At 59.5% G+C, this 17,455-nt stretch carries 16 protein-coding genes; 11 read left to right on the top strand and 5 right to left on the bottom strand.

The genetic code is table 11. The annotated features are described in order from the left end of the window. The first annotated feature begins 1 nt into the window (after position 1). The 9 genes from AB8B02_RS22255 (at position 2) to AB8B02_RS22215 (ending at position 8,899) form a co-directional block, all read left to right on the top strand. On the top strand, positions 2–640 hold the full coding sequence (locus AB8B02_RS22255; RefSeq protein WP_120287366.1) for a flavin reductase family protein: 639 nt from the start codon (positions 2–4) through the stop codon (positions 638–640). A 116-nt stretch (positions 641–756) separates the two neighbouring features. Then, positions 757–1,107 carry a VanZ family protein gene (locus AB8B02_RS22250; protein WP_439065184.1) on the top strand — a complete coding sequence of 117 codons (351 nt, stop codon included), beginning with the start codon at positions 757–759 and terminating at the stop codon, positions 1,105–1,107. Positions 1,108–1,454: 347 nt separating this feature from the next. After that, positions 1,455–2,357 carry a LysR family transcriptional regulator gene (locus tag AB8B02_RS22245; protein WP_139285789.1) on the top strand — a complete coding sequence of 301 codons (903 nt, stop codon included), beginning with the start codon at positions 1,455–1,457 and terminating at the stop codon, positions 2,355–2,357. A 154-nt stretch (positions 2,358–2,511) separates the two neighbouring features. Beyond that, positions 2,512–2,946, top strand: a complete 435-nt coding sequence (locus tag AB8B02_RS22240; protein ID WP_089267729.1) for a TadE/TadG family type IV pilus assembly protein — start codon at positions 2,512–2,514, stop codon at positions 2,944–2,946. Between the two features lie 12 nt (positions 2,947–2,958). Further along, positions 2,959–4,617, top strand: coding sequence for a TadG family pilus assembly protein (locus AB8B02_RS22235; protein WP_439065183.1), 1,659 nt, complete (start codon positions 2,959–2,961; stop codon positions 4,615–4,617). 52 nt (positions 4,618–4,669) lie between these two features. Then, entirely contained in the window at positions 4,670–5,053 is a 384-nt protein-coding gene (locus tag AB8B02_RS22230) for a ribbon-helix-helix domain-containing protein (protein ID WP_439065182.1), read from the top strand. Between the two features lie 114 nt (positions 5,054–5,167). Next, positions 5,168–6,835 (top strand): methyl-accepting chemotaxis protein, encoded by a 1,668-nt coding sequence (locus AB8B02_RS22225; RefSeq protein ID WP_439059976.1) that lies wholly within the window; start codon positions 5,168–5,170, stop codon positions 6,833–6,835. A gap of 55 nt (positions 6,836–6,890) precedes the next feature. Next, positions 6,891–7,520, top strand: coding sequence for an NUDIX hydrolase (locus AB8B02_RS22220; protein ID WP_175368070.1), 630 nt, complete (start codon positions 6,891–6,893; stop codon positions 7,518–7,520). A gap of 185 nt (positions 7,521–7,705) precedes the next feature. Then, positions 7,706–8,899 carry a hypothetical protein gene (locus AB8B02_RS22215; protein ID WP_439065916.1) on the top strand — a complete coding sequence of 398 codons (1,194 nt, stop codon included), beginning with the start codon at positions 7,706–7,708 and terminating at the stop codon, positions 8,897–8,899. Between the two features lie 56 nt (positions 8,900–8,955). On the opposite strand, the gene AB8B02_RS22210 is transcribed toward AB8B02_RS22215, so the two are convergent. The 5 genes from AB8B02_RS22210 to AB8B02_RS22190 all read right to left on the bottom strand — a co-directional run bounded on the left by AB8B02_RS22210 (position 8,956) and on the right by AB8B02_RS22190 (position 16,038). After that, the gene (locus AB8B02_RS22210) at positions 8,956–9,744 is read right to left on the bottom strand and encodes a DUF4167 domain-containing protein (protein WP_309942441.1); all 789 of its coding nucleotides are present in this window, start codon (positions 9,742–9,744) and stop codon (positions 8,956–8,958) included. A 478-nt stretch (positions 9,745–10,222) separates the two neighbouring features. After that, a complete protein-coding gene (prmC, locus tag AB8B02_RS22205) occupies positions 10,223–11,098 on the bottom strand; it encodes a peptide chain release factor N(5)-glutamine methyltransferase (RefSeq protein ID WP_439065915.1) in 876 nt (291 codons plus the stop codon). A gap of 11 nt (positions 11,099–11,109) precedes the next feature. Continuing rightward, positions 11,110–12,195, bottom strand: coding sequence for a peptide chain release factor 1 (gene prfA / locus AB8B02_RS22200; RefSeq protein ID WP_089267722.1), 1,086 nt, complete (start codon positions 12,193–12,195; stop codon positions 11,110–11,112). A 55-nt stretch (positions 12,196–12,250) separates the two neighbouring features. Then, positions 12,251–14,518 carry a phosphoenolpyruvate--protein phosphotransferase gene (ptsP, locus tag AB8B02_RS22195; RefSeq protein ID WP_089267721.1) on the bottom strand — a complete coding sequence of 756 codons (2,268 nt, stop codon included), beginning with the start codon at positions 14,516–14,518 and terminating at the stop codon, positions 12,251–12,253. A 266-nt stretch (positions 14,519–14,784) separates the two neighbouring features. Further along, positions 14,785–16,038 (bottom strand): aspartate kinase, encoded by a 1,254-nt coding sequence (locus AB8B02_RS22190; RefSeq protein ID WP_089267720.1) that lies wholly within the window; start codon positions 16,036–16,038, stop codon positions 14,785–14,787. Positions 16,039–16,193: 155 nt separating this feature from the next. Between AB8B02_RS22190 and AB8B02_RS22185 the strand changes: the two genes are divergently transcribed. Both AB8B02_RS22185 and ubiG read left to right on the top strand, forming a co-directional pair. Beyond that, positions 16,194–16,661, top strand: coding sequence for a PH domain-containing protein (locus AB8B02_RS22185; RefSeq protein WP_120287359.1), 468 nt, complete (start codon positions 16,194–16,196; stop codon positions 16,659–16,661). A gap of 15 nt (positions 16,662–16,676) precedes the next feature. Beyond that, positions 16,677–17,435, top strand: a complete 759-nt coding sequence (ubiG, locus tag AB8B02_RS22180; protein ID WP_439065181.1) for a bifunctional 2-polyprenyl-6-hydroxyphenol methylase/3-demethylubiquinol 3-O-methyltransferase UbiG — start codon at positions 16,677–16,679, stop codon at positions 17,433–17,435. The last annotated feature ends 20 nt before the right edge of the window (positions 17,436–17,455 follow it).

Raw genomic sequence — 17,455 nt, 5'->3', positions numbered from 1 at the left:
GATGACGATCCACTTTGATTTCGCCAAGCTTAGCGCGCCGGAGCGCTACAAGTTGCTTTGTGGTCTCGTTGTCCCGCGACCGATTGCGTTGATCACAACCATTTCCGAGGCTGGCGTGGTCAATGCAGCGCCGTTCTCTTTCTTCAATGTGTTCTCCGAAAAGCCGCCGCTGGTAGTGGTCGGCCTGCAGGCCAGGCCCGACCTGTCGGTCAAGGACACGACCCGCAATGTGCGCGCCAATGGGTTGTTTGTTATCAATATGGTGGATGAGGCCCTTGCCAACGATATGGTCGATTGTTCGATCAGCTTTCCATCTGACATCGGTGAACTGGATGCCCTGCAGCTCCCAATGACGGCTGGTATCAATGTGCCGGTCCCGCATTTGGCGAAGGCGCCTGCGGCACTGGAATGCCGAAAAGTGACAATGATGAACTTTGGCGCAGAACGCGACCTACTGGTCGGAGAGGTCCTGGGCATTCAGGTTCGCGATGGTGTTGTCGACCCCGTCACCTTGCGTACGGACTATGATCACTATCTTCCGGTCGCACGCATCGCGGGAACCATGTATGCACGGATGCAAGATCGGTTCGAGATCAAACCTGACAGTTTAGACACTTGGCAACTCCGCAACCCCCGCTGAGGGAGGTTTTGTCCGCGGAGTGCGTCGGAATGCCGGTGGTAGTTCTCTGCGCGTTCGATTAACCGTCAGAGGTGAGAAATTGCCGCTCCTGCGGTTGCATGGGATATGACTGCTGGATGTATCGGAAAACCGTCATTGTTGTCGCGTGGACTACACTTGCATTGATTGCTTTTGCGACTCTGTCACCGATCGGGTTGCGGCCGCATTTTGGCGGCGTCAGCCTTGAGCGCTTCGGCGCATTCGCACTCGTGGGCCTTTTGTTCGGTCTCGCTTATCCCCGCCATCTCTGGCTTGTCCTGACGCTCGTTGGGGGGGCGGCAGTCGGGCTGGAGGTGCTGCAACATCTGACGCCGGACCGGCACGGCGAGGCGCGGGATGCGCTGGTCAAACTTGCAGGTGGCGTCACCGGCATCGGGATATCGCTCGCGCTCCATCAGACCTTAAAGCGATTTATCACCTTAGGTTGAAAATCAGCTGAACTACTCACTGAGGTACGTCAGTTTTTTCCGCGAATCGCGTTTGGTGAGTTCCAGCCTGTGAAGCGCTATCCCGATGCTTTACATCTCGCGGCTTTAAAAAAATACGTGTAATCACGGTAGTGCTCTACCCGCGCCCCCTCTTGAGACTGCTAATGGCAGAAATCACACATGTCTCCACATGAAAGTACTTGGCATGTGTAAAAAGACACCGATACAACTTGAAGGATGGTGTATGCCGTGGCGTCTACAATTTGGACGAGCCTAAGAAACGTTTCGGCCAGATTGATGTAGATGGCCGATGACTTTGGTGCGAGGTCTCGAAGCGGACAATTCCGTTGCGTGGAGAAGACGTCGATCTCAAAGGACAACGTATTATGCATCGGCGGTACCAGCATTCGAGCATCCCAACCGAAATCATGCGATCGGTTGTCGGTATTTCCGAAGCCGGCAGTATCACCAAGGCCGCGAAGCTGCTCGGCCTGAGCCAGCCTGCCATCAGCTCGCAGATCAAGCGCATTGAGCACGCGGTCGGCGGCAGTATCTTCCAGAAGTCTGCCAACGGCTCATCGACGACAGAACTCGGAAAGCTCGTTCTGATCCAGGCCAGGAAGATTTTGGAGGCGAACGACCAGTTGCTCTTGCTGCGTGGCGCTTCGCCCGAAGATCAGACCATCCGGCTTGGTCTGACCAATTTCTATTCGCAACGCGCAATGGAAGGGATGAGCAAGGCGGCGATGAGCAATGTCTGCATCTATTCGGATAATTCGGCCGAGATCGCGAAAAGCATGCTCGACGGCTACGTCGATGTCGGCGTGTTCCTCAGTATCTCCGATATGCCCGGGGATGCGGCCATCGATGTCATCGCGCAACGCGACGATGAATTGACTTGGGTTCGATCCAGGGATTTTACGTTAAGCCCTGGCGCGCCCATTCCGTTGCTGACCTGGCCGGGGCAGATCGTGCATAACGTCATGATTCAGGCGCTTGAGCGCAAGGGAATGATCTATCGTATCGCATTTTCCAGCCCGGACTATCATGCACGGATCGAGGCTGCGAAGGCGGGCATCGGTTTGACCCTGCTGCCAACGGCACTGATCCCGGCGTCGCTCTTGGCGGCCAATGAGTATTATCTTCCAAAGCTGGCGATACCCAAACTCGTGCTATGCGCGCGCGAGGGTATTCGCAAGAAACACAGCATTCTAATAGAGGAACTACACGTTAAATTCTTCGGAATATAGTTCTCTCATCAGCGCGCGTATCAGAAAACATGATCACCTCATCAAATCCAATGCCATCATCCAACACAATGCAGGCATTGGAGATGATCGATCCCACCAAGTGGTAGCAGAAGTTGTATAGGTAGTTTTCACGCGGTCTTGCGAAGCTCAGCGCATGTTGAGATTCGATGCCAGCATGAAAAAACTCCTATCGTGTCGACGCGGTTCTTCCGCAGTCGAATTCGCGATGCTGCTTCCCGTCTTCCTGTCGATCGTTTTCGGCATCGTCGTCTTCGGGTCATATTTTGCAGTCGTTCACGGTGTTCAGCAGCTTGCTGCCGAGGCAGCACGTTCCTCTGTCGCCGGGCTGACCGAGACCGAACGTGGCTCGATCGCATCGACCTATGTCACGTCGAATGCCGCGACTTATCCGCTGATCAATGCGTCAAAGCTGAGCGTCAATGCGGCGACATCGTCGTCGAACGCAAACGTCTTCGTAGTCACGGTCAACTACGACGCGTCGACCATGTTCATCTATTCACTTCCTTTCGTGCCGATGCCTCCATCGCAAGTCTCGCGATCTGCCGCCATTCCCTACGGAGGGTTTTGAGCGATGGAATCGATGCGCGCACTTCTCAAGAGGTTTCGCAACGACCAGCGCGGAAATATTGCCATCATGTCTGCGGGCGGCATGATCCTGGCCGTTTGTTGTGCTGCACTGGGTGTCGATATCGGGACCATTGCCGCCGATCGTCGCAAGACGCAGGCTGCCACGGATCTCGCCGCGATCGTTGCGGCCAGCAACTTAAGCAATGCGACAAACGCAGCAAAGGCGGCGGTCACCAGCAATAACTATCCAGCCAGCGCTCTGGTCGGTGTAGAACTCGGAACTTACACAACCAATTCCGCCGTCGCTGCGCAAAGCCGCTTTGTCACGCCAGCGACTGGAACAGCCAATGCGGCGCGGGTCAGTCTTCAGACGGCGACGCCCCTCTACTTCAGCCATTTCTTTACCGGCAGCAACAATTTCACCATCAAGACAACGGCGACCGCAACAACGACGGCCATCGCGTCGTTCTCGATCGGTTCGCGATTGGCATCGTTAAATGGCGGCTTGTTGAATAGTGTTCTCGGATCAATGCTGGGCACGACCCTGTCGCTGTCAGTCATGGACTACAATGCGCTTCTTGGCGCGCGCATCGATGCTTTCACCTTCCTCTCGGCGCTGGCGACGCGCGTCGGTCTGACCGGTGTCACTTATGACACGCTGCTGAATTCGAACATCAAGATCGGGGACGTTCTTGCCGCAGCGCTGAGCGCGCAGCAGGCTACCAATGGTAGCGGCACCGCGACCACCGCACTCTCGACGATATCGCAGGCTTCGGCACCCGTGACGACCAAGATTGCGCCTGGCAAGCTGATCGATGCGGGCCCCTACGCGAACCTGATCGTGGGCGTCAAGCCGAAAGACGGTGTGAGCATCTCGCTTTACGATTTGCTACAGGCAACAGCTGGAATCGCTAACGGCACCAACCAGATCGCCACATCCGTCAATTTAGGCCTGCCGGGCATTGCCAGCGCGTCGCTGACGGCGACCATTGGCGCACGGCCACAGGGATCCGGCTGGATTGCCGTGGGCACGCAGGGCGTCAGTGTTCATACAGCTCAGACACGTGTGCTGCTATCCATCCAGTTGATCGGAAGTGGTTCGGCGTCATTGGTCAATCTACCGGTTTATGTAGAGGTCGCGTCGGGCACAGCGACGCTGAACAAGGTCAGTTGCGGCTATCCCAACGTCAATACATCGAGCGTCACGCTTGGCGTTACGCCGGGCATTGTCGATGCATGGATAGGTAACGTCACTGTAGCCGACCTCAACAATGTTGCGACCAAGCCGAATCCAGGGCCGGCACCGCTTGTGAATCTCCTGGGTATTCCAATTGTGACGGCAAAGGCCCATGCGGGCATGGGCAACACCACGCCGGTCAGCGTCAATTTCAGCTATTCGGATATCACGTTGCAGACGAAGAAGACCGTAAACACGACAAACTTCACGTCGTCCCTGACGGGCAGTCTGCTTGGCGACCTCAACATCAGTGTTCTTGGACTGGGTTTGGCGATCCCGGGTCTTGGTGGACTCGTCACCAGCATCATCAGCGGGGCAACCAGTTCAATCGATCAATTGCTGGCGGCAACGTTGGCAAGTCTCGGCGTCGGAATTGGACAGGCCGATGTGTGGGTATCCGGCATTCGCTGTGACGGCGCAGTGTTGGTGAACTGAATCAGTAACGCGTGAACTTCAATGCCAGCTTTAACAGAAGAGGACTGATAAAATGGGATACGAAGCCGCAATGAACCGCCCCAACGTTAACCGCAAGCGCTCGGTTGTCGTCTCGAAAAAACGCACTAGCGTCAGCCTGGAAGACAGCTTCTGGGCCAGCCTGCAAGCGATCGTTCGCATGGAGAATACCACTATCGAGCACTATATCGAGAAGATTGAGCGCAAGCGCGAAACACCAAATTTATCATCCAACCTGCGTATCGCTGTGCTCGAGTATTTTCAGCAGATTGCTGCACGCAGCTTGACGGCCGGTACGGCCGATCAACCGGCTGCGAGCAGCAATGCCAAGCTGCATGACAACCACAACCAGCTGGCTGAAAAGGTAGCGGCCTATTGGGGGCGTGAGGGATCACACAATCAGCAGCTGGTCGACTAGGTCAGCTGCTCGAACCTTCCAGTTTATTTGATTTGAGGAAACGACGCGCCGCGCCGCGCGACGTCGTTCGTCGACTATTTTACGACAACGGCCGTTTTGGCCACGGAGCGACAGATGTTTAACCGACAGAGCAAGACCGATTTGCAGAATGCGTTGGCGCAAGCGACCGCCATCAGTCGCTCCCAGGCCATCATAGAATTCAATCTCGATGGCACGATCATCAAAGCGAATGAGAATTTTCTCAAGGCGCTCGGCTACACGCTCGATGAGATCAAGGGCAAGCACCACAGTATATTTGTGGAGCCTGCCGTACACGAGAGTGTCGCTTATCGGGAGTTCTGGGGTAACCTTAACAGGGGTGAATTTCAGGCAGGGCAGTTCAAGCGGGTCGCCAAAGGCGGCAGGGAGATCTGGATCGAGGCCTCCTATAACCCGATCATGGACAAGAGTGGTAAGCCGTTCAAAGTCATCAAATTCGCTACAGATATCACGGCGCAGAAACTCGAAAGCCTCGAAGCCTCCGGAAAAGTGATCGCGATCAGCCGTGCGCAGGCGGTCATCGAATTCAATCTTGACGGAACTATCATTACCGCAAACGAGAATTTCCTGAACACGCTTGGTTACGCGCTGTCCGAAATACAGGGGCGGCATCACAGCATGTTCGTGGAAGCCGGTGAACGCGATGGCGCAGCCTACCGGGACTTCTGGGCGCGGCTCGGCCGGGGTGAGTATCAGGCGGCCGAATACAAGCGCGTCGGCAAGGGTGGCAAGGAAATCTGGATTCTCGCGACCTATAATCCGATTCTCAATGATGCCGGCAAGCCGTTCAAGGTTGTGAAATTCGCGACCGACGTGACCCAACAAAAGTTGCTGGCCGCTGATAGCAACGGCCAGATGGCGGCTATTCGCAAGTCGCAGGCGGTCATCGAGTTTCGCATGGATGGCACCATCCTGACGGCAAACCAGAATTTCCTCGATACGGTCGGTTACACGATCGACGAAATCCGGGACCGGCATCACAGCATGTTTGTCGATCCGATAGAGCGATCTGGCGCGGCCTATGTGGAATTCTGGGCGAGCCTCAATCGCGGGACCTATCAGGCCGCGGAATACAGACGCATCGGAAAGGGGGGCCGGGAGATCTGGATCCAGGCATCCTACAATCCGATTTTCGATCTCAACGGCAGGCCGTTCAAAGTGGTCAAATACGCTGCCGATATTACGGCGCAGGCCATGGCCCGCCTGAAAGCTGAGCGCGCTCGTTCCTTGATCGAGTCGGTCGCTGCCGGCAGCGAAGAGATGAATGCATCGATCCGCGAAATCTCCGAGACGATGGTGAAGTCCCGGCAGACGGCAGAATCCGCGGTGCAACAGGTGGAGACGGCGGACATCCAGGCGCAGCGGCTCACCTCGGCTGCACATGCCATGGGAGGCATCGTTGGGCTCATCGGCGACATCACCGGCCAGATCAATCTGCTCGCCCTCAATGCGACCATCGAATCGGCTCGCGCCGGTGAGGCGGGGCGGGGCTTTGCGGTGGTGGCCGCGGAGGTCAAGAATTTGGCCAACCAGGCCAAGCAGGCGACCGACAAGATAAGCAGCGAAATCGAGGCCCTGAACGGTATCTCCGGTGACGTGGTTGGCGCACTGGTCTCGATCAAGCAGGCGATCGAACATGTTAACGAGTTCGTGACCTCGACGGCAGCGGCCGTCGAAGAGCAGAGCACTGTGACCAGTGATATGTCTGACAACATGCAGCGCGCGGCATCTGAACTGGCCTGATGCGCTGAATTTACCGGCTTTGTTGGATCGTCCGTGACTGTGCTATCAATCGCGGATGATCCTGCCGTTCAATGCCGCCACCCGAACAATGATCGAGAATCGCCTAGCCGCATTCACGCGGATCGACGAGGGCCAGTACGCTTCGGGGCTGAAGCGTGCGGCGGTGGCCCTGGTGATGGTTGAAGCGGCGACCGAATTGGAGACCTCGCTGTTGCTGACGTTACGCGCGTCCGGTCTGCGCGCTCACAGTAATCAATGGGCACCTCCTGGCGGTCGCTGCGATCCCGGCGAGACGCCCGTGCAGGCGGCAATCCGCGAGTTGCATGAGGAGCTCGGTCTGCAGCTTACGCCGGACGATGTCGTCGGTGTCCTCGACGATTACCCGACCCGCTCCGGCTATCTGATCACGCCTGTCGTCATGTGGGCGCACGACAGCGTTCAATTGATGCCGAACCCCGATGAGGTCGCCTCGGTTCATCGCATTGCGCTGTCGCAGATCGCGCGGCCGCAGGCGTTCGATTTCGTTGCCATTCCCGAGAGCGACCGGCGCCTGATCCGCTACAGCCATTTCGGCCACTTTATTCACGCGCCGACCGCCGCGCTGATCTATCAGTTCAGCGAAGTTCTTGCGGGTCGCATCACCCGTGTGGCTGAGCTGGAGCAGCCGGTCTTCGCCTGGAAGTGATTCTGCTCCCCGGCGCGACGTGTCAGCGCAGGCAGCGTCCGGCCTTGGAAAGACATTGTTCACCAAACTCATCCAACGTCATTTTAAGCGGGGTATGTTTGACCCGCCTGGGACGGGCGCGGGGCGGCGTCCCGCCTCATTCCTCTGCATGGCCGGCTATGCCGGCTGACATCTCGACAGGTCCCATGTCTCATTTGATTCGCACCTTTACTGCCACTGTCCCGCTCGCGTTATTTTTGTTCATGCCGGTCGGTTATGCGCTGGATTCCGCCCAATTACCGGCAGGCGTTGCCAATGCGATGGCGCAGGGCGCCTCGCCGCAGGCCGTCGCAGAATACCGACGCAAGCTTGCGGAATATCAGGAAGCGCGCGCGGCCTTCGATCAGGAGGCCGGTGCCTATTGGGATGCAATCTCTGAGAAGCGAAAAATCCGCAACGCCAAGCGCCGCGACCGCCAGCAGATCACGCTTAATGACTATGTGCTGGAACAGGCGCCGCTTTATGAAGGACCAAAACGTCCGGTGAATCCGGAGCCCGAGGATAGCGATCCGCGCGTCCGCAAGGATCTTCCGGTGGTGGCGGATTTCCTCGCGGCGGCGAGGGAGCAATTTCAGTTCGTGCCGCAGCGGCCTGCCAATGAGATGGAGTTCAAGCGCGCTTATGCTCGTGCCGCCCTGCAGGCCGGGCTGACACGCGACATTGCGGTACGCGTCTATTCCTTCGAGACCGGTGGCAATGGCGGCCATGACATGCAGTCGGGCCTGAACCCGTCACGTCCGGGGTCTCGCGCGATCTCCACCGCTATCGGCTACAATCAGCTGCTCACAGCCAATACGACGACGCTCGTTGCCGAACAGGGGCCTCAGATTTTGAAAGTTCTGACCGAGAAGGCATCGACGCTCTCGGGCCCGCAGCGTAAGGCGATGGATCACAAGATTGCGGTCTTCAAGCGCATGCAGGCGACTGTGCGCACTGTTCCGCAAAACTGGAGCGCTCTTGAGAAGCTTGGCACGACCCCGCAGGGCTGGGCCATGCACGCGCTGGTGCTAGACATGGATATCGGCCCGCAATTGCAGGTCCACAAACTACTGACGTCAGTGAATTTTGCCCGCGCCCGTGGGTTTGATCGCCCGCTCAGCGCAGCCGAGCTTGAGATGATGAATCTCACTGGCGATGGCAACGGCTTCGATATGGTGACCATGCCGCTGGCGATGCGCGAACAGGTGCCGACGGCGAACTTCTTCCAGCGTGGCGGGTATGAGCGCAATCCGGTGGCGATCCGCCACAACACTGTGGCCAAGCTACTTGCAGTCACCAACGCGCGAATGGACAGCAATAGCAATCTGCCAGGCGCAAAAGAATTGGCCGCGGCTTTTTGAGCCACGGCCAATCTAAGCCTCGTGATGTGCGCTCTCTCGCCGGAGAGCGGCTGGGCTTATGAGTTGCCCGGATTGAAATCGTCGCTTGGTGCTTCTGCCGGCGCGCCAGCTGCAGCAACGTCGGGGCGAGGACCGTGCGGACGGCGGCGACGACGCGGCGGGAAGCGCTCTCCACCAGCATTCTGTTCGAAGCCGCCTGGAGCAGCACCCGGCTGAGGCTGCGCACCACCCGTGATGAAAGAAGGCAGACGATCGACACCATCGCCGACCGGCATCATCGGCTGCGGTTGCGGCTGATATTGCGGCTGGCCCTGCGGCTGATTCTGCTGACGGTGTTCGCGATTATTGTTCTCGCGGGGCTGATAGGGCTGTTCGCCACGCTGCTGATAGGGCTGACCACCCTCACGCTGCGGAGGCTGCTCGCGCTGCGCAAAGGGCTGCTGTTGTACCGGCACGAAACCGGGCTCGGCACCGAAGTTCGAGTAGCTCTCGCTCTCGTCATCGTTGTCCTCAGGCGGCATCTCGTTTTCGGTGCGCGGTTGCGGCTGATTCTGCCGGAACTGCTCCTGCGCGGCGGCGATCAGGCGGAAATAGTGCTCGGCGTGCTGATAGTAGTTCTCGGCAGCAACGGGATCGCCGGAGCTGCGTGCATCGCGGGCGAGCTGGACGTATTTCTCTGCGACGTGGGAGGCGGTACCGCGGATCTTGATGTCGGGGCCATTCGATTCGAAGACCCGGGTCATCGGGTTCTGGCCGCGCCGATTGTTATTGTTGTTATTATTATTGTTGTTGCGGTTGTTGTTGTTCCGCATCCGCTTGTTGTTGTTGTTCTGACCGTTTCGCATGTGTCGCCTTCAGTTATCGATCCAGAGTGTCACAGAGCTATGTTTCAAAGAGATGATTGCCGCAGTACATTGCGGGATGCGGACGCGTGAAGCCCCCGAATCGTCGTGCAGACCTTTGCTGCATCGATCTTGCCGTCATTCGCGTTCAACAAAGACGCGTTCCCCAACCGCCCGCTGACCATGCCAGCCGGACCAAATCACCCACCTGCCGAAACAAGGTCAGGCTTCTGTGCGTGAAGTTTAAAGCGCAATATCAGGCTTTCGTTCGCTTTGCGGTCGCGAGCAGCGCAGCTCTCTCAGCCATCGCGCTCAACCAAACCTGCCTGTTGGAACCTTTCACCCGGACGGGCTCTCTAGCGAGAATTCTGGCTTCCTGCCGTAAATCTACGGGGCGAGCCAACCCTGAACCGATGTTGTGACAGGAAGGTAGTCGCTCCCCGGGGATATTCCAAGTGGTTTTTTCTGTCGTAAGAAGGCTTTATCGGGGCTTTTTTTGTCCCGATACCGCCCTGCGAATGCCGCCCAGATCGGCTTTGGCCGGCCCCGGCAGGGTCAACCCGGACACCGTCATCAGACCGGCGACATCGTCGCTTTGGTCGTGGCCCACCTCGACCACCAGGAGGCCGCCGGGCACCAGCAACCGGGCGGCTTCGGGGGCGATGGTTCGATAGGCATTTAGTCCGTCTTTTCCACCATCCAAGGCGCGGAGCGGGTCGTGGTCGCGCACCTCGATGTCGAGGTCGGCAATGTCGGCCGAGGGAATATAGGGCGGATTGGAGACGATCAGGTCGAAGCCGCCGGCCAGGGCTGAGGCATAGTCGCAGACAGCGAAATGGGCGCGCTCGATCAAGCCGAGTTGCGCAGCGTTGGAGCGAGCCGTTTGCAGGGCGTCGAGATTGATGTCGGTCGCAATGCCGGTGGCGTTGGTTAACTCCGAAAGCAGCGCCAGCAGGATTGCGCCGGAGCCTGTGCCGAGATCGGCGATCACAAGCGGACGGTCGCGCGGACCAGCCGCATCGAGAAGTTCGAGCGCCGCCTCGACGAGGGTTTCCGTATCGGGACGGGGCACCAGCGTGTCGGGCGATAGCTGCAGCGGCAGGCCCCAGAATTCTTTCGTGCCTAGGACACGGGCCACGGGTTCGCCATCGATGCGGCGCTGTGCGAAGCGGGCAAGTTGGGCCGCTTCATTGGACGTCAAGATGCGATTCGCAGCCGAGATCAACCCGGTCAGATCGAGTCCGAGCGCGTCGCCTGTCAGCAAGCGCGCGTCGAGTTCAGCGGAATCGATGCTGTGGGTGCGGAGCAGATTGGTCAATGAGCGTCGTGCGTTCTCGACGCTCTGTCCGGCGAACATGTCGCCGGCGCTCACGCCGCGTCGCCCTGGGCGGCGAGTTGTGCAGCCTGATGCTCTGTCGTCAGCGCATCGACCAGTTCGCCCAATGCTTCGCCGGCAATCACCTGCGGCAGCTTGTAGAGCGTGAGATTGATGCGGTGGTCGGTGACGCGGCCCTGCGGGAAATTATAGGTGCGGATGCGCTCCGAGCGGTCACCGGAGCCGACCTTCTCCTTGCGCTCGGCCGAGCGGGCGGAATCGATACGCTGCTGCTCGGCGTCATAGATACGCGAGCGCAGGATGTTCATCGCCGAAGCGCGGTTCTTATGTTGCGAGCGGCTGTCCTGCATCATCACCACGATGCCGGTCGGGATATGCGTGATGCGGATCGCTGATTCGGTCTTGTTGACGTGCTGGCCGCCGGCGCCCTGGGCGCGCATCGTGTCGATGCGCAGGTCGTCCTGCTTGATGTCGATATCTACTTCTTCGACTTCGGGCATGACAGCGACCGTTGCCGCCGACGTGTGAATGCGCCCCTGAGTTTCCGTATCGGGCACGCGCTGCACGCGGTGTACACCGGATTCGAATTTCAACTTGGCGAAAGCACCGCGGCCCTTCACCTCGGCGATGATTTCCTTGTAGCCACCCATGGTGCCTTCGGACGCCGAAATCACCTCGACCTTCCAGCCGGCCAGTGCCGCAAAACGCTCATACATCCGGTACAGGTCGCCGGCGAAGAGTGAAGCCTCGTCGCCGCCGGTGCCGGCACGGATTTCCAGCACCACGTTGCGCTCGTCCATCGCATCCTTCGGCAACAGCGCCACGCGGATTTCCTGCGCCAGCGCCTCGATGCGTTCTTCCAGCGCCGGGCGCTCGGCCTGCGCCATCTCGCGCATCTCCGCATCGGTCGAAGTATCGGCGATCATCGCATCGATATCTTTGAGCTCTGCAAGCGCACCGCGATAGGTCTTCACCGCGTCGATCAGCGGATTGAGCTCGGACAGCTCGCGCGTCATCTTCACATAATTCTCGGCGCTGACCTGACCCATCAGTTGTGCCTCGAGCGAGGCGTGATGTGCGAGGAGTACGTCGAGTTTGGTTTCGGGCAGCAGGGACATCGTGGAATCTCGGAGATCGCGGAAAGGGGAAGCGCGTCGTACGGGCAGAGCCTCGCTACAACGACAGTCCCTCGGCCTCAGCGAATTCGGTGAGCTTTTGCCGAATCGAGACGCTGCCCGAGGGGGCGTCGAGCAGTTGTGTCATCAGCGCCTCGGCCTTTTTGGCATCGAGGTCGAGAATCATTGCCTTCACGGGACCGTGTGCGGTGGCCGACAGCGACAGCGAGCGATAGCCCATGCCAATCAGCGCCAGAGCGCCGATCGGTTGCGAGGCCATCTCGCCGCACAGCGAGACGTGACGTTTGGCGGCGTCGCCCTTTTGCACGATCTCGCGCAGTACGCGCAGGATCGGCGCCGACAGCGTATCGAAGCGTTCCGACACCTTGGCATTGCCGCGGTCGACAGCGAACAGGAACTGGAACAGGTCGTTGGAGCCGACCGAGACGAAGTCGACCTTCTTCAGGAGTTCGTCGAGCTGATAGACCAGCGCAGGCACCTCGATCATGGTGCCGACATCGATTCGCTCGGGTAGGGCATGACCGTGCTGGCGCAAATAAGTCAGCTCGCGTTCGATGATCGCCTTGGCCTGATCGAATTCGGCCACTTCCGAAATCATCGGGAACATGATGCGCAGCGCGCGGCCGCCGCCGGCGCGCAGCAATGCGCGGATCTGGCCGCGCAGCAGGCCAGGCCGATCGAGGCCAAGACGGATCGCGCGCCAGCCCAGCGCCGGGTTCTCCTCGACGATGGTCTCCATGTAAGGGAGCGCCTTGTCGCCGCCGATATCGAGGGTACGGAACGTCACCGGCTTGGGGCCGGCAGCATCGAGCACCGCACGATACAGCGCCAGCTGATCGCTGGAGCGGGGCAGGCTTTCCCCGACCATGAATTGCAGTTCGGTGCGGAACAGGCCGATGCCCGCCGAGCCGGTATCGTCGATATGCGGCAGGTCGATGATCAGGCCGGCATTGATCAGCAGGTCGACCTTCTGGCCGTCCTTGGTGACGCAGGGAAGGTCGCGCAACGCTGAATACTGCGCCTGTCTCCGCGCGCGGAAACGCACGCGTTCGGCATAAGCGGATTCGATCTCGGCGGAGGGCCGAATATAGATCGAGCCCGAGGTGCCATCGACGATGACGGCGTCGCCTGGATCAGCAATGCCCGGCGCATTTGCGACTTCGCCGATCGCGGGAATGCCGAGCGCGCGCGCCACGATCGAGACATGCGAATTGGCCGTACCTTCCTCCAGCACCAGGCCACGCAGCTTCTTGCGATCGTAGTCGAGGAGGGCGGCTGGGCCCATCGCGCGTGCGATCAGGATCGCATTGTCCGGCATCTGTTCGCGCGACGGCGCGTGATCCTGGCCGACCAGCTGCCGCATCAGGCGGTGGCCGAGATCTTCAAGATCGTGCAACCGGTCGCGCAGATAGGGATCGGTGGAACGCAGCATGCGCGCACGTGTATCAGACTGCACGCGTTCGACGGCGGCTTCCGCAGTGAGGCCGGTGGCGACCGCTTCGTGCAGCTTGTGCGACCAGCCGTGGTCATTGGCGAACATGCGATAGGCTTCAAGCACATCGCGGTGCTCGCCGCCGTCGGCGACGTCGCCGCGTTCCAGCATGCGGTCGAGGTCCGACCGCAGCTTGGTCAGCGCGGTGTCCAGCCGTTTGATTTCCTTCGGCAGGTCTTCGGCGATGTAATTGGTGATGACGACGCGCGGCTCGTGCAGCACTACATGTCCGAGCGCGATACCATCGGAAAGGATAGCGCCGGTCTTGTGCAGGGAATGCCGCGCAGCGGGCTCGGCGCCCGGCTGCGCCAGCGCCGAAAGTTCGCCGGAGGCGATCATCTCGGCGAGCACCATCGCCGTTGTCTGCAGCGCCTCGACTTCTTCCTCGACATAAGTGCGCTTGGCGCGGTTCTGCACTACCAGCACGCCGAGCGTATTGCCGGCGCGCAGGATCGGCACGCCGAGGAACGAGTGATAGATTTCTTCGCCGGTCTCCGGGCGGAACGAGAACGCCGGATGGCTCTGCGCGTCGTTGAGATTGAGCGGTGTGGCTTCGGAGGCGACCAGACCGACCAGGCCCTCATGGGAGCTCAGCACGGTCTGGTGGACGGCGTCGCGGTTGAGGCCTTCGGTGGCGTAGAGCTCGAGTGTATTGTCGACGCGCAGCACGTATGTCGAGCAGACTTCCGCCACCATATTGGCGGCGATCAGCACCACGATCTTGTCGAGGCGTTCCTGAGCGCTGACCTGCTCCGCCATCACTTCGCGGAGCCGTCTCAGCAAGACTCGGGGGCCACCCGACGCGCTCCGCATGTGCCGACACCCTCCCCACGAGGCCGACACCTGACAAAAGCCGTGCGCCGACGCTAAGCCTCAGAAAACAATAGAATTTGCACCGCCGCGCAACAAGAGGCGCAGCGACAGAACCGTATCAGATTGTCCGAAACGGCGCCCTCAGCCGCAACGGCTGCCCATGCAGGCCGTATAGCGAATTGAGGCTTGTTTTGCCAAGCAAAACACCTGCCAGACAAGAAACACACCGTTCACATCAAAATAACGGATGTTTCAGGAAAAATTTTCTACGCTTTGTCGAGACCATACAGCGTGTGCAGGGTGCGAACCGCCAGTTCCGTATAGGCTGTATCGATCAGGACCGAGAACTTGATCTCGGACGTGGTGATTGCCCGAATATTGATCTGGCGCTCGGAAAGGGCGGCAAAGGCTTGCGCGGCGACGCCGGCATGGCTGCGCATGCCAGATCCAATAACCGAGACCTTGGCGACATCGGTCGCGCTGTCGATGCGGGCATAGCCGATTTTGGCCTTGGCCGCCGTGATGGTCTCTTTGGCACGGGCATAGTCGGTGGCCGGGACGGTGAAGGTCAGGTCCGTGGTCTTGCCGTCTTCGGAGACGTTCTGGACGATCATGTCCACATTGATGTTGGCTTCGGCCAATGGCACGAAGATCGAGGCGGCGACGCCCGGCTTGTCCTCGATCTGGCGGACGGAAATCTGGGCCTCGTCCTTGGAAAAGGCGATTCCGGTAACGACGTGGCTTTCCATGATTTCCTCCTCGCTGCAGATCAGCGTGCCCGGCGGGGTGCCGTGCGGGTCGATGTCTTCGGGTTTGTCGAAACTTGAGCGCACGAAAATCGGCATATTGTGGGTCATGCCGAGTTCCACGGAGCGGACCTGCAGGACCTTGGCGCCCTGCGACGCTAGTTCCAGCATTTCCTCAAACGCCACCTTGTTCATGCGTTGTGCCTTTGGCACGACGCGCGGATCGGTGGTGTAGACGCCGTCCACGTCGGTATAGATGTCGCAGCGGTCAGCCTTGACGGCGGCGGCAATTGCCACTGCCGAGGTATCGGACCCGCCGCGGCCGAGTGTGGTGACGCGGCCGGTTTCGGCATGGATGCCCTGGAATCCGGCGATGACGGCCACTTCCTTGCGCTCCTTGAAGCGCTTGATGAGCTTGTCGCCGTCGATCTCGTCGATTCGGGCCGAGGCATGGGCGTCCGACGTCTTGATCGGGATCTGCCAGCCCTGCCAGGAGCGCGCCTGGATGCCGATGGTCTGCAGCGCGATCGCCAGCAGGCCGGCGGTCACGAGCTCACCGGACGCGACGATGGCGTCGTATTCTCGGGCGTCATGCATCGGCGACACTTCGGTGCACCAGGCCACCAGTTCGTTGGTTTTGCCCGACATCGCCGACACCACGACTGCGACCTCATGACCGGCATCGACCTCGCGTTTGACATGCTGCGCGACGTTGCGGATGCGGTCGATGTTGGCGACGGACGTACCGCCGAATTTCATTACGAGCCGGCCCATGACGAGTGGTGCATTCCCTGACGACAGTGGGTAAAGATACCGCGCACTACGCACGCGGGCGAAAACGCGCGTATACATAGCGGCGAGGGTGGGGGCAAGCAACCCGGGCTTCTGGTCCCTTAGAACGCACCGAGACAGGGCATTTTGGACGGTTTATGGGGCGCTATATCGACGATATCCTGCAGCCGGGCGAGAAGGTGCTGTATTCCAGCAACTTGCACTGGGTGGTCTATGTCCCGGCCATCGCGGCCTGGATTGTCTCCGCGGCTTTGCTGGTCCTGACGCGTTACGCGATCAACGAAACCCTTGTTCTGCTCTGCCTGGCATCTTCGGCCGTAGTGGCCTTCGCGGCGCTGTACTGGTCGATGAAGGGCTGGTTCCAGCGCTGGACGACCGAGACGGATGTCACCACGCTGCGGGTCGTGCACAAGGAAGGCTTCATCACGCGCAAGACTTTCGAGATCAGTATCGACAAGGTTGCGAGCGTCAGCGTCAATCAGAGCATTCTGGGACGCATCTTGAATTATGGTGACATCGCCATCGAGAACATGGGTGACGATGAAGAGGTCATCAAGATGATCGCGTCACCACTCGCATTTCGCAGCCACATCACAGCGCGATAGGACAACGGCTCCACAATGGCCATCCAAGCAAACTTCTCCGACGCTTCCGCATCCTCCGTCGATGCCAGCGAAGTCGCGAAATTCTCGAAGCTGTCGGAGGAGTGGTGGGATCCGCGCGGCAAGATGGCGCCGCTGCACAAGATCAACCCGCTGCGCCTGACCTATATTCGCGACGCCGCCTGCCGCAAGTTCGATCGTAATGTTCGTAGTCTCAATTGCCTGAGTGGCTTGCGCATGCTCGATATCGGTTGCGGGGCTGGTTTGCTGTGTGAGCCGTTCACGCGGCTCGGCGCACAGGTGATCGGTATCGATCCCTCCGCCACCAATATCGCCGCCGCTAAGTTGCACGCAGACAAAGGGCATCTGTCGATCGATTATCGTTGCACCACCGTCGAGGAGATGGACGTGCGTGAGCGCTTCGACATCGTGCTGGCGATGGAAGTGATCGAACACGTGGTCGATGTCGGCGCATTCCTCGATCGCTGCGCGTCGATGCTGAAGCCCGGTGGCCTGATGGTGGTCTCGACGCTAAACCGAAACTGGAAGAGCTTTGCACTCGGCATCGTCGCCGCCGAATATGTGCTGCGCTGGCTGCCACGTGGGACCCATCAGTGGGACAAGTTCGTCACGCCGGACGAACTCGCGCATCATCTGTCGCGCAACAAGTTGGAAATCACCGAACAATCTGGCGTGGTCTACAATCCGCTCGGTGACCGCTGGACGCTGTCGTCCGATATGGACGTGAACTATATGGTGGTCGCGGAAGAGGTGTAGCGTTTCAGCTTCTGCCTGCT

This window comes from Tardiphaga sp. 862_B3_N4_1, assembly GCF_051811085.1.
Classification (GTDB): domain Bacteria; phylum Pseudomonadota; class Alphaproteobacteria; order Rhizobiales; family Xanthobacteraceae; genus Tardiphaga; species Tardiphaga robiniae.
Note: the sequence above shows the minus strand (reverse complement) of the source record. Positions and strands in the feature narration are given on the sequence as shown.